This is a genomic window from Anaerosporomusa subterranea (genome assembly GCF_001611555.1).
GTDB classification, from domain to species: domain Bacteria; phylum Bacillota; class Negativicutes; order Sporomusales; family Acetonemataceae; genus Anaerosporomusa; species Anaerosporomusa subterranea.
In genome coordinates, this window is sequence record NZ_LSGP01000001.1 from 65,665 (window position 1) to 81,754 (window position 16,090).

A 16,090-nucleotide genomic window follows, 5' to 3' on the forward strand; every position below is an offset into this window, starting at 1 on the left:
TTTTTTTATCAAATATGGTATCCAATAGGCGACCGAAAAAGGAGTGAAGAGGCAAGTGTCGGATTAGGTTGTGTAACACGTATAGGAAACAGCGAACATGCAATGAAAGTTTGAGGGGGAACACCGCAATGAAGATTAGTACAAAGATCTATGGTGGCTTTGGCATTATGCTGGCAATCATGCTGGTGATTGTGGGGGCATTCTATTTTCAATATCAAGCTATCGAAAAGGCAACGAATACTCTAACTAATTATCGTATGCCGCTAGGGGATAATACTAAATTGCTTGCTCTGGAGACAGCTCGTGAAGCGGCTGCAGTTCGGGGCTATTTGGCCACCGGCAACCCCCGGTTTAAACAGGATTTAGGTGAGGCGACGAAAGCGGCCGACGCTGCTCTCAACTACCTTAATAAAAATGCGCGAGTTAAAGAAGCACTAAAACCTGTTGCCGATGCTAGAAACAAATTTGTGCCTCACTTAATAAAGGTAGTTCAAATATATGATACGCAAGGGCAAACTGCAGCGGGGGCATATCTGTCCGCTGTTGCGCAAGACAATGATACTTTACTTGCGGAAATACACAAATACGTGCAAGAGCAGAACGAGTACATAGAAAAAGAGATTAAAGGTATTAACGAGCAGGAGAGCAAGATGACCGTAACCTTAGTTGTCATTTTGAGCATCGGCCTTTTAATTGGCGGCGTAAGCGCTGTATTCATCACCCGCCCGATCCTGGCTTCGATCAGGCAAGGTGTGTCATATGCAGAAGCAATGGCTCAAGGAATTTTTAACCAACATCATGAAATCAAGTCAAAAGATGAAATGGGACTCTTGCTGCAGAGTCTCAGCAATGCTTCTGACAACTTGCGTTCGTTAATTAAACAGGTATCCAATTCAGCAGAATTAGTAGCAGCATCCTCGGAAGAACTGACTGCCAGTGCTGAACAATCAGCTCAGGCAGCAAATCAGGTTGCAACTACGATTACTGATGTAGCCCAAGGCGCTGAGAAACAGGTACAGGCGGTCGATACAGCCGTTGCCGTTGTGGAGCAAATGTCGGCAGGTATCCAGCAAGTCGCTGCTAGTGCCAATGTGGTGACAGGTATGGCGGACAAGACTGCCGCAGCAGCCCAGCAAGGCGACAAAGCGGTAGAGGCTGCCGTGAGCCAGATGGGGAGTATCGAGAAGACGGTGTCCACTTCTGCGCAAGTAGTAACAAAGCTTGGCGAACGCTCGAAAGAAATCGGACAGATTGTTGACACCATCTCCGGGATTGCCGGACAAACTAACTTGCTGGCCTTGAATGCAGCTATTGAAGCGGCGCGTGCGGGCGAACAGGGCAGAGGCTTTGCCGTAGTTGCCGAGGAAGTGCGCAAACTGGCTGAACAGTCTCAGGAGGCGGCCAAGCAAATTGCCATTTTGATTTCGGAGATTCAATCGGAAACTGATAAAGCGGTTGGTGCGATGAACGACGGTACTCGCGAGGTCAAGGTAGGGGCCGACGTCGTGAATTCTGCGGGTCAGGCGTTTAAAGAAATCGTATTGCTGGTGAATGAGGAGTCAGGTCAAATCAAGGAAATATCGGCTGCCATTCAGCAAATGGCGTCTGGCAGCCAGCAGATCGTGGCATCTGTACGTGATATTGACCGAATCAGTCAGGACACCGCAGGCCAAACGCAGAGCGTTTCCGCGGCGACAGAGGAACAATCGGCATCAATGGAAGAGATAGCAGCCTCCAGCCAGGCCTTGGCTAAGATGGCGGAAGACCTCCAAGTTGCGGTTAGGAAGTTTACGGTGTAGAAGGCATCATAAGACTCAGCTGCGATGTTAGCAAGGAGGAACAAAAAGAATGGCGGAAGAACAATTGGTTGTGTTTCGCTTAGGGAAAGAGGAATACGCTGTTTCGATTACGCAAGTCAAAGAGATCATTCACTTTAAAGGCACGACCAAGATGCCAAATACGCCTGCTTACATGAAGGGTATCATTAATCTTCGCGGCAAGGTGATTCCTGTTATCGAATTGGCCATGCGATTTGGAGTAGGGGCAGGCTGTGCAGTCGACCGGCGGGTAGTGATTGTGGAAACGGCGGGACAAGAGGTTGGGATTGTTGTAGACGAGGTTACAGAAGTAATCAGGCTGCAGGAGGCCGCCATTGAACCCGTACCGACTATGTCGGCGAGCAATGACTATGTTCGCGGCATAGGGAAAGATAAGGACAGGCTGCTGATAATACTTGATTTGGCTAAATTGTTTAGAAAAGACGAGTTGGAAGAGATTCAATCAAGTCATATTGCGTAACTTAAGGTAAGAGGGAAGCTTCCCTCTTACCTTAAGTTACTAGACCCAACTCATACTCGACGCGCGGAATGAACAATCGTTTCGTCGAAGCGATGTGTTTGGAGGAATAAAGGGATGGCTGAAAAGAACAATACTCATAGTAAAACGGCGGGTGACATTACTAACGAATTTTATAGAACGATAATGGAGCAAGCAAGAGATATTATTCTAGTCGTCGCTCCAGACGGTAAAATCATAGATGCAAATCAGTCAGCATCAACTGCGTATGGTTATTCCCTCGACGAACTCAGGAGCATTTGTGTTTATGATTTGCGCTCTCCCGAGACTCGTATTGCCGTTGACGCCCAAATAAAAAAAGCGCAGCAAGAAGGAATATTGTTTCGCACTATTCATATGCGCAGAAACGGTGACCACTTTCCAGTGGAAGTGAGTTCGCGGCGGATTCAACTTCTGACGGGCGAGGCGGTTGTTAGCATTGTCCGGGATATCACAGAAGCGGTTGCTAGTGAAACAGAAAGCCTACAACGGAATATGGTTCTGACGGCGCTCCACGAAACGGCGATGGGGCTTATGCAAAGTCTAGATATGAATGATGTGCTTACGGCGATTGTTTCTCGTGCAGCCAACTTGGTCGGTACCTCGCATGGGTTTATCAGTATCTTAGATGAAGAACAAGGAGTTTTTGAACGAAAAATCGGCTTGGGACATTATGTGCAAGATGTTGGCAGGAAGATTAGACTTACAGAGGGCTTTTCGGGACAAGTATATAAAACCGGGGAAATAATAGTTGTCGATGATTACAGTACATCGCGACATCGCTTGAACGGCCCGTTTTTTGACCGAATATATCAAGTTGCTTGGGTGCCGCTAAAGAAAGAAAGTAAAGTAATTGGCGTTTTCGGCTTATCTTTTCTTGAACCTACCCGCAGATTTAGCGATCAGGAGATTTCCCTATTAGTGCAGTTCGCCGAAATTGCCTCTATAGCCTTGGTCAACGCTCGCTTACATAATTCACTTATCGAGTCAGAAAAAAAACTGAAAAAAAATAATGAAGATATTACGGCGCTGTATGAAGAACTGCTGGCTTCGGACGAAGAGCTAAAGCAGCAGTTTGACGAATTGCTTATTAAGGAAGAAGCGATACGTAGGCAAACTGTTATATTAAAATCACTCCATGATACGGCACTGGGGCTCATGCACAGGCGTGACTCTGAGGATTTGCTAAAGCAGATTGTCGTCGGTGCCACAGAACTGGTGGGTACGCCGCATGGATTTATCTATCGCTTGGACAAGGAAAAGGGCGTCTTTTACCAAAGTCATGGTTTGGGTACCTTTAAAGGGAATGTTAGGCGCGACATGCCAATCGACCAGGGTATCGCAGGCACTGTCTACCGCACAGGTAAACCCATGATTGCAAACGATTTTAGCGAATGGCGAAACCGCTATTCGGTGTCAGCTCAGTTTGAAGAATTGTGTTCGGTATTGCAGATACCGCTAAAGTCCGAAGGAGAGGTCGTTGGCATTATCGGCTTGGCCTATTGTGAGGAACAGAAAGCCTTTGGCAGCAATGAACTAGAGATTTTAAGCCGACTAGCTGAACTTGCATCAATTGCTTTAGACAATGCCATTATTGTTAAAACAATGTGGCGGATGGCCTACTATGACTCTTTAACTGGTCTGCCAAATCGCGCATATTTACAGGAACGTCTTGCCCGAGAGCTAGAGAAGGCAAGCCGAGGAGAGGCGACCGGCACCGTCTTGTTTATTGACTTGGACGATTTGAAGATGATCAACGATACCTTAGGTCATTCCTGCGGCGATAGCGTTATCGTAAAAGCCGGGGCTTGTATTCTTGCCGCGGCTGGAGAGCACTCGGTGGTAGCAAGAATTGGCGGCGATGAGTTCATCGTGCTGCTTCCTAACGAAAGTGACCAGACGAAGGCTGGATGTCTCGCCGATAATATGGTCAAGTTGCTTAGTCGGGACTATGAAATTGGCGACTCCAGAATCCATATGTCGGCCAGTATCGGTATTGCCCTCTATCCATCCGACGGGGGCACAGTGGAAGATATCTTTAAGAATGCAGATTTAGCTATGTATGCAGCCAAAGGAAGTGGGAAAAATACCTGGCGTTTTCACGAAGCTAGTTTGCAGGTAACTGCCTATGAAAATATGATGCTCAAGCGTGACCTGCGTGAGGCTATCGAGCGCGGGGAACTATCTTTACAGTATCAACCGTTAGTTGACGCCCAAAGCGGCTGCGTTGTCAGTTTTGAGGCACTTCTGCGATGGACGAGTTCAGAGCATGGCTCGGTGCCACCGAGTCGTTTCATCCCCTTGGCGGAAGAGAGCGATACGATTCGGAAAATCGGCAAATGGGTGATCGAGGAGGCTTGCCGGTTCGCCCGTAAGCTATCAGCAATGGGAAAGGGCGAGATTCGGGTATCGGTCAACGTATCGCCACGGCAACTAGTGGCTGGTGACTTTGTTGCTATCGTCTGCAAGGCGATAGACAGAGCGGGAATCAAGCCGAATCAACTGGAAATTGAAATTACAGAGAATGCCCTTATTGATTCGCTGGAGGACAGCAACGATAAATTCAGAGAATTGCGAGCCATCGGAGTGGGCCTTTCGCTCGATGACTTCGGCACCGGTTATAGCTCGCTTACCTATCTGAGAAGTTTACCGGTTGAGACCCTTAAAATTGACAAGTCGTTTATCGACCTGATTGTGTCTGACGAAGCACAACTTCAGTTCATCTCTTCTATCGTAGATATGGCACACGTTTTGCGGTTGGCCGTGGTCGCCGAGGGTGTAGAAACCAAAGAACAATTAGAAAAACTTGTGAAATGTCAGTGTGACTTTATTCAAGGGTACCTTTTTAGCCATCCGCTTCCAGAGAAAGAAGCGATCCTATATTTAGACCGATTAATAGCAGAAGGTACTAGAGGCGGTGCCAACTGGCCGAGATCATAAGCCTGTCAAATGTGAAGCTTTTAGGGGGGGAAGGTATGTTGGGTTTAGACGAGTATCAACAAATCGTCGAGGCAGCACCGAATATGATTTGGCGGTCTGGTCTTGATGCTAAATGCAACTACTTTAATAAAACCTGGCTAAACTTTACTGGCAGACAACTAGAGGAAGAAATGGGCAATGGCTGGACGCAAGGAGTCCATAAAGACGACCTTGAACGCTGCCTCAAGATTTACCTTGATAATTTTTCTGCGCAAAAGCCTTTCGAGATGGAATATCGACTCAAGTGTTTTGACGGAGAATACCGATGGATAAATGATAGGGGAGTGCCCTTCTACGACAATGATGCAAAGTTTTTAGGATTCATAGGCAGCTGTATTGATATAACAGAAAAAATTGAGGGCCAAATTCTTAAAGAACTCGCTCAAATAGATGATTTGTGCCAAATCAACAGTCGCCAGTATGCAGAAAAGCTAATTCGCCAGAAACTTGAGCGGACGAAGAATGAGGGCAATATATCACTGACTATTATCAATATTGATAATTTTAAACGCGTTAATGATAGGTATGGTCAGAACGTTAGTCATGCAGTATTGCGCAAAGTCTCTCGTGCCATACAAGATAACGTTAGGCAGTCAGATATATGCGGTCGCTATGATGGTGAGAAATTTATTGTTGGCCTTCCTGATACGGATTCAAGGGAAGCCTCAAACATAGCGGAGAGAATTCGTCAGGCGGTACATTCGTTAAGAATAAAACACAGTCATGGGAGCTTCACAGTAACAGCCAGCATTGGAGTCTGTCAAATTACGGATGAAGAATTTTTGGATATGTTAATCGATAAAGTGGATCAAGCCCTATTGAAAAATAGAGGAAAAGATTGTGTTACAGTTTACAATCAGCAGGAGGCTATCGCTTTAATAACGGTGTCATCCTAATCAACCGTTCGTTCAATATCGCCACTGACTATAATCTGGCAGTAATCTTCGTAAGTATCATGAGGAAGGTTTACAGCAGATTTAATTGATGCAGAGATGGCGTATAGAAGAAGGTGTGGCCGCCTTTAAGGAAAAACGCGTTCCGCAATTTACGGGAAGTTAAAGTTTAAAGCTATAAACCCCCTCTGGAGTTGTGTGAAATGAACAGCTCCAGAGGGGATCTTTTTTAGAACTACCAGAGGATAGAACGAGGCTGCGTTTTACCGTAGAGTACACAGAGGTCGCAGAGGGACACAGAGGGAACGGTATCTATTTCTCCAGCTCTGCTGGCTCTAAAATTTGAAACGGAGAACGCATTTCCACAAAGGAAACGGAGGTTACACAGAGACAAAGAATAAATAACCGTAACCCTCTGCGGGTACCCTCTGCATACTCCGCGTACTCTGCGGTTAACGTGTTCAGTATCTTTTAAGACGACGCTAGCGTCCTACTCTTCCTCGTTAAAGAAAACCTTGTAGTAATGCATACCCTTTAGCTCGTCATAACCGCGCTCGATAAACGATGTTTCACTAGTTTCTGCTGCCGGGGTCTTCACTTTGATTTCAATGTCTGTATCTAGTTTGATCAGGTTTTTAATCTTTCGTTTGATGCTTTTAACAGCAGGATTAGATATACTGAAGGATTGCGCAGGAGGCAAACCTTGGTTCATCTCCAACAGCTCTTTATGCTCCTTAAATTGCTCAATCAGTTCCGGTTCTTTTACGACTTGTTCGACAAAATCATCCAACTGAAAGTGCTGGTTTTTATCAAAGTAGGCAACCGCGTTATTCATGAATGTGACCTGCTCGCCTTTGCTGGCTTGATGCAACGGGCCATAGACGTTTTCGGCAAAGTCACGGCAGAGGTTTAAATGATTTTGAGTATGAAAATATTCATCCTGTACATCGGTCAGCCGCAGAAAGTCGTCTTTCCAGTACACAGCCTCACTAGCAGTCTTGTTGACTGTATCTACTATCGCTACCCGGTAGCCGTCTTGTGAATCAGTGTTGAAAATGATGCAACCCTTATCTAACTTTCGTACATTAATACCCTGATCCATGTCAATTGTGAAATCATTACGCCACTGGCTGACTTTCAGGTAGTTTTCTTTGCGCTCAGTCTTAAAGATGCCAATAGCATCGACTTGACGATCATTGATTAGACAACCTGAAAAATAGGTCATATAAAATTCGCCGCTTTTAATCTGGGGATGAGTCGAGGTTTCATATAAATGTTTCAGTACATTTACCGATTGCTCAAAGAACCGGCTCTGATCAATGAAAATGTTGCTAGCATACATATACAGCTCGTTTAGATGAAGATCTGTTTGATGAAAAAATTTGTAAACTACCTTTTCTCTAAACGCCGACAAGAAATACTTTAGCAATAATTCTTCCACATTGCCGTTTGTCAGTTCATATTCAGCTGTTGCGGTAATATACCCTTCCTCACGCAACCGATTGCCAACCTTGTGTACTACAATTTTCTCCAGTTGTATCTCCGAAAAGTCAAACATTCTTTTCTTCTCCCTATAGCGAAGTTGTGCACTTAATCTCCCCTTCTCACAGCCTTAAGGCCGCCCTGTTAGGTCGAGGATTAACAGGCTGTAGCTCTCATTTCCCGAAGGGGAGCCTCGGCTAAGCGAAATCGAAGATTTCGAGCCTCAGTCACAAGTGCGACTAAGATTCAGGCGGAGTCAAGATTCTACCTGAATCAAGTCTTACTATATCAGATTTGAAGAGAAAAACAAGATAAGACATATGTTGCAGGATATCGCAGTGATTTATTGAATTTTACATCATATGACGCATGATAGGTTGTAATTTTCTACATAGTTCATATGCAGGAGGTATTGGAGATGCGAAAGCATGGCGTGAGGAAAGTATTTCTGGGCATGATTCTTAGCATCATGATGGAAGTGTTTATTTGCCTATTAACGCCTGGCGTTGCATTCTCTGCTCACCATTTGCACCCGAACATCTTAATCCTAAATTCCTATACCCGGGAATTTGAATGGACAGACAGCCTGAACAAAGGGATGATGAATACTTATAAAAACGCTGGACTCGAACCGACGTTTTATATTGAATACTTAGATTGGAAAAGGAACCCTTCACAAGAGAACTTGAGCATTCTTTATCAACTTTTTAAAATGAAATATAGCAAACAAACTATCGATGTCATTATGACTACCGACGACGCTGCTTTAGAATTTGCTCTTAACTACCGAGCAGAGATTTTTTCCGATGCTCCGATTGTCTATGTCGGCGTAGATCCGGAATCGGCATGGAAGATGGTCCGTGGACAGCGCAATGTTGCGGGTGTGCAGGAACTGCTGGATGTGAATGGCACGTTAGCAGTGATGAAGAGTTTTAACCCGGACATCAAAAAAATTTATCTCATCTACGACAATACGGAAAGCGGGTTAGCGGCGAAAGGGCCGCTCGAACGGGCGGTCGGCAATCTTAATCCTAAAGTGTCTGTCCAAACATTAAATAATGAAAGCTATCAAGATATTGTGGAAAAATTGCGGACTGCTCCGGATAATAGTGCAGCGTTGATGGCGACCTACAGCCGAGATCGCAACGGGGTTGTTATGGAGCTTGAACGTTATGTGCAGCTATTCAGCAAAGACAGCCGCATTCCTCTATATGTTTTGTATGATTTTGAAATTGGATACGGAGCTGTGGGGGGGAGTGTACTTAGCGGCTCTTTAGAAGGGGAAAAAGCGGCGCTGTTGGGTTTGCAAATACTGAACGGAGAGAATCCTGCTGTCGTTACACAGCGAGAGTTTCTCGGCCACATGACAGTTTTAGATTATAAGCAACTTCAACATTATAAGCTGCCAATGGACAGAGTCCCCGCAGGCAGTGAGTTGATCAACAGTCCCCAGTCATTTTACGAACAGAACAAAAAAGTAATCTGGACAACAGTGGCTATCTTTTGGTTTATGGCAATATCAATCATCGTCCTGATGCTGAATATCAGACAGCGCAAAGTTGCCGAAGCAAGCCTTAAGCTTAGCAATGAGGAGTTGGGGGCCACTTATGAAGAGGCAGTGGCCTCCCAAGAGGAGCTGCAAGCTCAGTACGAACAGCTTGAAGAGGTCCAACAGGCACTTTTTGTGAGTGAAGAACGTTTTAAATATCTTGCCTACCATGATTCTCTGACCGGATTATGGAATCGCGCTGCTCTGAGTGAACAAATGAATAGTATTCTTCGCAAGGATTCTCCCCGCAGCTCGGGAGCGATTCTGTATATTGACATTGATAACTTTAAATTTGTAAACGATACCTTTGGCCATTCACTCGGCGATAAGTTATTGGTGGTGATTGGTCGTATGCTAAGTGATATAGTGGGCGATGAGGGATTTCTGGCTAGGATGGGCGGGGATGAGTTTGTTATAGTTTTATACGATGTGTGCAGGAGCAAAGCTGCACCCTATGCAACCCTGATTTCCGAGCTCGTTAAGTCGCCGCTGCAGATTGATGGTAAAAAACTCTATATCACGTTCAGCATTGGCGTGACGATGTTTCCTGAAGATGGCGATAGTATGGAAGAATTACAGAAGAATGCTGATTTTGCTATGTATCAGGCCAAAGAACAAGGCAAGAATCGATATATATTTTTTAATCATTCGATGGAAACGGCGCTTAGGGAAAAAATACTGCTGGAGAGAAATCTACGCGAAGCAATTGCTAATAAAGAATTAGAGCTTTGGTATCAACCGTTTATTGAGGTAGCAACAAAGCGGATCATTGGCTTTGAGGCGTTACTCCGCTGGTATAGCCCTAAATATGGTAGTATTCCTCCAGTCCAATTTATCAGTCTGGCAGAGAAGACTGGCTTGATTATCCCTATCGGCTGCAAGGTGTTGCAAGATGCCTGTACTTTTGTTGCCTCTTTGCGCCAAGAAGGCTACAACAATCTTCGAGTGACTGTAAACATTTCTGTTATCCAGTTAATTGCCGACGACTTTATCCCGACAGTTCAGGAGATCATCGCTCAAACCGGGGTTTCTCCCAGTTCCTTAGGTTTTGAAATCACCGAGAGCGTTTTCATGGAGCAAAGCAAAGGCCTCGTCGAAAAGCTGGAGTGTCTAAAGGATATGGGGATTATCATACTGCTGGATGATTTTGGTTCTGGGTATTCTTCGCTAAAGTATCTCAACCACTTGCCGATTGATGTGGTTAAAATTGATAAGACGTTTATTGACAAATTAGATGAAAATGGAGACAAGAAACAACTAGCAGAAATCATTATTGCCTTAGCTCGTCAGATCAATGCAAAGTCGGTTGCGGAAGGTGTTGAGACTGAAAAACAATTGAATAGATTGATCGAGTATCAGTGCGAAATCGTCCAAGGCTATCTGTTTAGCAAGCCGGTGCCGGAAGAAGCGGTGAGAAGTCTGCTGATGAGTAACCAGAAAAGCGTAGCTCCATAGAAAGCTAAGGTGTCTGAGAAGATGGAGTGGTAGCTAGAGTTATTTTTCTCTGATGACCAAGCCTCTCTAAGGCCTCTTGTATGAGCGGGGGTCCTTAAAGGGAGCCTTCGAGTAGGTTTCAGATGGAGTTAAAACTCCACTTGAATCAAAGCTGCTTTAGCACGAAGATATTCGTATATTATAAGGATTCAAGTGAAAAGATTTAACTTGAATCCTAGTTTTGTATACCCCGAGGATAACTGGCCTTGTATAGGGAATATGTTTGTTAGTCTACTGCCTGTCTGTTCGCTAAACGCCGACAGTAAGAGCAGATAATTTTAAAACGGAGGAAGGTCTTAATGAAAAGAAGTGTATTTGTTAAGAAATGCTGTGCTTTGTCAGGTATCGTCTTTGCTTTGCTACTCGCCTTGCCCCAAATAGCCTTAGCTGCGGGTGGCGAGGCAGGAAAAAACTTAGGAAACATGTTGCCCATGTGGAGTGTTATTCCTTTTGTTGGCATTTTGTTATCAATTGCCCTTGGTCCCCTAGTCAATTTGCATTGGTGGGAACATAACATGGCCAAAGTCAGTCTGTTTTGGGGGCTACTATTTTTATTGCCCTTCGCCCTGGGCTTTGGCGCGGAAACTGCAGTCTATAACATTCTTCACATGTATGTAATTGATTATATTCCGTTTATTATCTTATTGGCCGGGTTGTTCGTTATTTCTGGCGGCATTATCGTGCGCGGATCGCTGGTGGGGGCACCGAAACTTAATACGATCGTGCTGCTGATTGGCTCTGTGTTGGCTAGCTGCATCGGTACAACCGGGGCGTCGATGGTGTTAATTCGGCCGTTGATTCGAGCCAACTTGTGCCGGACTAATAAGGTTCATACCATCGTGTTTTTTATTTTTACGGTGAGTAATATTGGTGGCTCCTTGACGCCGATTGGTGATCCACCGCTATTTCTCGGTTTCTTGCATGGCGTGCCATTTTTCTGGACGATGAAGATGCTTCCACTATTCTTTTTGAATATCACTTTGCTGTTGGCAGCTTATTATCTGCTAGATTCATTCCTTTACAAAAAAGAACAGCAGAGTCTTGTCAATTCGGCACCAGCCGAAATTTCAACTGAGAATGAGCCAGTTCGCGTCGTCGGACTGATTAATATAGTCTTCCTATTTGGTGTTATTGCCGCCGTCATTTTAAGCGGTGTGCTTGCAAAGTCGCCACTGTTTTACGATGCCAGCCGGGAGGCAGTTCGCGGAATTACTCTTTTCACCAGCCACGGACACAGCGTTGTGCTGGCATGGATTAACCTAGCCCGGGATGTGATGATCATTTTCATGGCTGTTCTATCCTGGAAAGTTACGCCGATGAGCTTGCAAAAAGATAATTGCTTTACCTGGGGTCCGATCAAAGAGGTAGCGGTCTTGTTCGCGGGGATTTTTGCTACGATTATTCCTGCCATCGCAATTCTACAGGCGCGTGGCGGCGAGCTTGGCGTTAATACTCCGGTTCAATTCTTTTGGGCCTCAGGTATGTTGTCGAGTTTTCTCGATAACGCTCCGACATATTTGGCGTTTCTCTCACTGGCTGGCGGTCTGGGGCTGACCAGCGGCGTCTGGACCGATCTGGGATATGTGACACCGCAAGTCCTGCTGGCGATCTCCGCTGGTTCAGTATTCATGGGGGCAAACACCTATATTGGCAATGCGCCTAATTTTATGGTGCGCTCAATTGCTGAGGAAAACCAAATCAAGATGCCTAGCTTCTTTGGTTATATGGCTTGGTCGGTTTGCATTTTACTGCCGCTGTTTGTGCTGAATACACTACTGTTTTTCTGATAATTACCAGATTATACTTATGGTGCAATGCTGCGTTTTACCACAGAGGACACAGAGGTTTCGATGAGTTGCACAGAGTGGAACTGATTTATATACATGCCAAGCGCAGTCAATCTGTGGGTGCTCTGTGTTGTTGCTCTGTGCAATCTGTGATAAGTAGCCCAATTCCTCAAGAACGTCCAACTCTTTTTTCTAAAAAAATGTCTTCTCAAAAAGGATATTTTTTTGTTTTGCCGAATATATAGTAGCAGAGAAGTTGACTGAAGATAGTGACTTTTGGCGACGTTAAGCCTGGAGAAAAACATGTTTGCAGAAAACACAATCTATATCGTTGGTAATGCCAAGTCACAACAAAATAATCCGATTACCCACCAGTTTGGTCAGTTCTTTATCGGCTTTGTTGTTGAGCGGGAAACTGGTAAGATCGTGATCTGCTCTTCTTCTGCAACAATTCATACAACTTCTGATTTTATTTGCAGTTTGTTCAGCGGTAGGAGTCTAAAAGATGATGTCGAGGTCATCAGACAACTGGTGGAAAGCCGCTATTTTGGATCTTCGCAGAAAGCGATTATAGTGGCGTTTAAGGACGCGCAAAAGAAATATAATCGGATACTAAGCGGACTACCGGTTGATTTAAGCGAATAGATATTTATATGAGCTGCTTCGTTTATCTGTACGCCGGTAGCTAAATCGGCGAGGACGTGAGCGAAATCCAGCAGATAACCTTCAAAACGAAGGCTTTATCATGCTGGATTTTTTGATGTAATTGGACGGGGCCTAAACACAGAGGATGGCTGACGGGGAACGTTTAGCACGAACGCCACAAGCGTCACGAGTGCCACAACGTGAAATTGCAATTATATAACATGTTCCCGTCCATAGTGGGGCTAGTTCTGCTAGTGGCGCTCGTGCTCCGATCTATTGTTCTTCTTCGTTCAAAGTTCAGGAAAGACAAGGAGGTTGTGAAATGAAAATTAAAGAAATCAAGATTGGCAAAGTCAGCATCCCGCTGAAGAAGCCGTTTAAGACTGCACTGCGGCAAGTGAACTCGGCCGAAGATATCATTGTCAAAGTCATTGCCGATACCGGTGAAGTCGGTTTTGGCAACGCGCCGCCGACAGCGGTTATCACTGGCGATAGTCAGGATTCAATCATTGCCGCGATTCGCGATACCATCGGGCCTAAGTTAATCGGCATGGAGATTGACAATTTAGAAGCCATTATGACAACTCTCGATACATCTATGCTGCATAACAGCTCGGCCAAGGCTGCACTCGATATCGCGGTCTATGATTTGTTTGGCAAGTTGTACGGACTGCCGCTGTATAAACTGTTTGGCGGCTACCGTAACCTGATGGAGACAGATCTGACCATTAGCCTAAATCAACCGGAAGAGATGGTGCGTGATTCCCTCGAAGCTGTCGCAGAAGGCTATAAGGCGCTGAAAATCAAAGTTGGCGGTGATACTGCGCTCGATATCAAGCGCGTGCAAGCAATCCGCGCCGCAGTGGGTTCAAATGTGAAAATTCGTCTGGATGCGAATCAAGGCTGGGGACCGAAGGAAGCTGTTCGCACCATTCGTAAATTTGAAGACCAGGGTTTAGATATTGAGTTAATCGAACAGCCGGTAAAAGCGCATGACTTCGCCGGACTCAAATATGTTACAGACCATGTTGAAACAGATATCATGGCTGACGAGGCGGCATTTGGAACCTATGAAGTGTTTCAGCTACTCTCCATGTCAGCTTGTGATCTCATCAATATTAAGCTGATGAAGGCAGGCGGCCTGCATAATGCCATCAAAATCGCTCACTTCGCAGAAACCATGGGTATTGAATGCATGATGGGCTGCATGCTGGAGAGCAAGGTTGGCATTACCGCCGCAGCCAGCATCGCCGCCGGCAAGAAGATCGTGACCAGAGCCGATCTTGATGCCGCGGTATTGTTGGCCGCAGATCCAGTCGTAGGCGGGGTAAGCTTCTGTCAGGATCAACTAATTATACCTGACTCGCCCGGACTGGGGATTGTTGATATCATTGGCTGGCAAGAAGTGAAATAGGGGAGGGGAGAGTGTTTCTAATTCTGTTGGGGTAAAAGAAAAAAGAGGAGGAAGCGAGTTTGAGTATAGTACTTTCGTTAATTGTCACGTTTTGGGTAGGTTTCCTTATCGTTAAAAAGTATAAACCGCAGCCAGTTTTATTCATGGCAGGTCTTATTCTCATGTTCACTGCGGTCGCGCTTGGTTTGGGAACAATTCTTCCGGCAAAGCAGAGCACTGGCTCAGTTATTTTTGACGCATTCGAATTTATCAAACAAACGATGAGTTCCCGAGCCGCCGGTCTTGGTCTCAACATCATGGCGGTGGGCGGCTTTGCCCGCTACATGGATCATATCGGTGCTAGCCGAGCTCTGGTCAAGCTGACCATTAAGCCACTTCTGGCCCTGCGTTCTCCGTACATTGTCATGGCTGGTGCTTGGGTAGTAGGGATGTTTTTAGGCCTGTGCATCAACAGCGCCTCTGGCCTGGCTATGCTGCTAATGGTTACCATGTTCCCGGTTCTGATCAGCCTCGGCGTCAGCCGCCTGTCAGCGACTGCGGTTATCGCCACCACGCTTTGCTTGGACTGGAGCCCCAGCGATACAGGCACTATCTTATCGGCACAGACAGCAGGCATTGATCCTGTTCTTTACTGGACTAATTACCAACTGCCGATCGCCGCTGTTGTCATCCCTGTCGTCGCCTTACTGCATTATTTCACGCAGAAATACTTTGACAAACGAGATGAGCATGTTGTTCAGGCCAGCGAACTTGTGAAGCAGGCTGATGAAAATATGCCGCCGATGATTTATGCCATCCTGCCAGCCCTGCCGCTGGTGCTGATTCTGTCCTTCAGCAGCCTATGGATTACGTGGATTAAGATGGATATCATTAAAGCTATGTTTATCGGCGTAACCATTGGTATGATCTTCGAATATGTCCGCCACCGTGATGGCAAGAAAGTTCTTGGCGATATTCAATCCTTCTTTGATGGTCTCGGTATGCAAATGGCGAACGTCATCACTCTGATTGTCGCCGGTGAAACCTTTGCCAAAGGCTTGATGGTTATTGGCACAATTGATCAGGTTATCGCCTCTGCCCAGAGTTCTGGCTTCGGCGCTGCAGGTATGATTGTTGTCATGATTGCGATCATTGCCATTTGCTCAGTCATTATGGGCTCAGGCAATGCGCCGTTCTTTGCTTTTGCCTCCCTCACCCCGACGGTTGCTGCGAAAATGTCGGTTGCGCCGGTTGTCATGTTGCTGCCGATGCATTTTGCTGCCAGCGCCGCTCGCGCCATGTCGCCGATCACAGCCGTTATCGTCGTTGCCTCCAGCATGGGTGGAGTTTCACCTTTCGATGTGGTTAAACGCACCTTTATTCCGATGGCAGGGGCGCTGATCACTCTGGTTATCGCCAACTTCGTCTTTTTCTACTAGGAGGACGTTGATATACCCCATCTGCGTTGTTGGCCCCACATTTCCATTGCTTGCGTACAGGAACGTACGCGGCGCTGCTGGAAATGTGGGGCCGC

General features: G+C 45.9%; 10 protein-coding genes. 9 read left to right on the forward strand and 1 reads right to left on the reverse strand.

All coding sequences use genetic code 11. The features are described from left to right. Window positions 1–128 precede the first annotated feature (128 nt). From AXX12_RS00270 to AXX12_RS19545, 4 genes are all read left to right on the forward strand, one after another. Window positions 129–1,799, forward strand: coding sequence for a methyl-accepting chemotaxis protein (locus AXX12_RS00270; RefSeq protein ID WP_066236610.1), 1,671 nt, complete (start codon window positions 129–131; stop codon window positions 1,797–1,799). 49 nt (window positions 1,800–1,848) lie between these two features. After that, window positions 1,849–2,298 carry a chemotaxis protein CheW gene (locus AXX12_RS00275; protein WP_066236612.1) on the forward strand — a complete coding sequence of 150 codons (450 nt, stop codon included), beginning with the start codon at window positions 1,849–1,851 and terminating at the stop codon, window positions 2,296–2,298. Between the two features lie 114 nt (window positions 2,299–2,412). Beyond that, window positions 2,413–5,274, forward strand: coding sequence for an EAL domain-containing protein (locus tag AXX12_RS00280; protein ID WP_066236615.1), 2,862 nt, complete (start codon window positions 2,413–2,415; stop codon window positions 5,272–5,274). A gap of 35 nt (window positions 5,275–5,309) precedes the next feature. Beyond that, on the forward strand, window positions 5,310–6,209 hold the full coding sequence (locus AXX12_RS19545; RefSeq protein WP_066236618.1) for a sensor domain-containing diguanylate cyclase: 900 nt from the start codon (window positions 5,310–5,312) through the stop codon (window positions 6,207–6,209). A 487-nt stretch (window positions 6,210–6,696) separates the two neighbouring features. On the opposite strand, the gene AXX12_RS00290 is transcribed toward AXX12_RS19545, so the two are convergent. Continuing rightward, window positions 6,697–7,764: a nucleoid-associated protein gene (locus tag AXX12_RS00290; RefSeq protein ID WP_066236620.1), complete on the reverse strand. Its 1,068-nt coding sequence runs from the start codon at window positions 7,762–7,764 to the stop codon at window positions 6,697–6,699. 342 nt (window positions 7,765–8,106) lie between these two features. Between AXX12_RS00290 and AXX12_RS00295 the strand changes: the two genes are divergently transcribed. From AXX12_RS00295 to dcuC, 5 genes are all read left to right on the forward strand, one after another. After that, on the forward strand, window positions 8,107–10,692 hold the full coding sequence (locus tag AXX12_RS00295) for an ABC transporter substrate binding protein (protein WP_066236623.1): 2,586 nt from the start codon (window positions 8,107–8,109) through the stop codon (window positions 10,690–10,692). Between the two features lie 338 nt (window positions 10,693–11,030). Continuing rightward, on the forward strand, window positions 11,031–12,518 hold the full coding sequence (locus AXX12_RS00300) for a sodium:proton antiporter (protein WP_066236624.1): 1,488 nt from the start codon (window positions 11,031–11,033) through the stop codon (window positions 12,516–12,518). Window positions 12,519–12,821: 303 nt separating this feature from the next. Continuing rightward, window positions 12,822–13,163, forward strand: coding sequence for a DUF3870 domain-containing protein (locus AXX12_RS00305; protein ID WP_066236625.1), 342 nt, complete (start codon window positions 12,822–12,824; stop codon window positions 13,161–13,163). Between the two features lie 322 nt (window positions 13,164–13,485). After that, entirely contained in the window at window positions 13,486–14,577 is a 1,092-nt protein-coding gene (locus tag AXX12_RS00310) for a dipeptide epimerase (protein ID WP_066236627.1), read from the forward strand. A gap of 59 nt (window positions 14,578–14,636) precedes the next feature. Further along, window positions 14,637–15,995 (forward strand): C4-dicarboxylate transporter DcuC, encoded by a 1,359-nt coding sequence (gene dcuC, locus AXX12_RS00315; protein ID WP_066236628.1) that lies wholly within the window; start codon window positions 14,637–14,639, stop codon window positions 15,993–15,995. Window positions 15,996–16,090: the final 95 nt, after the last annotated feature.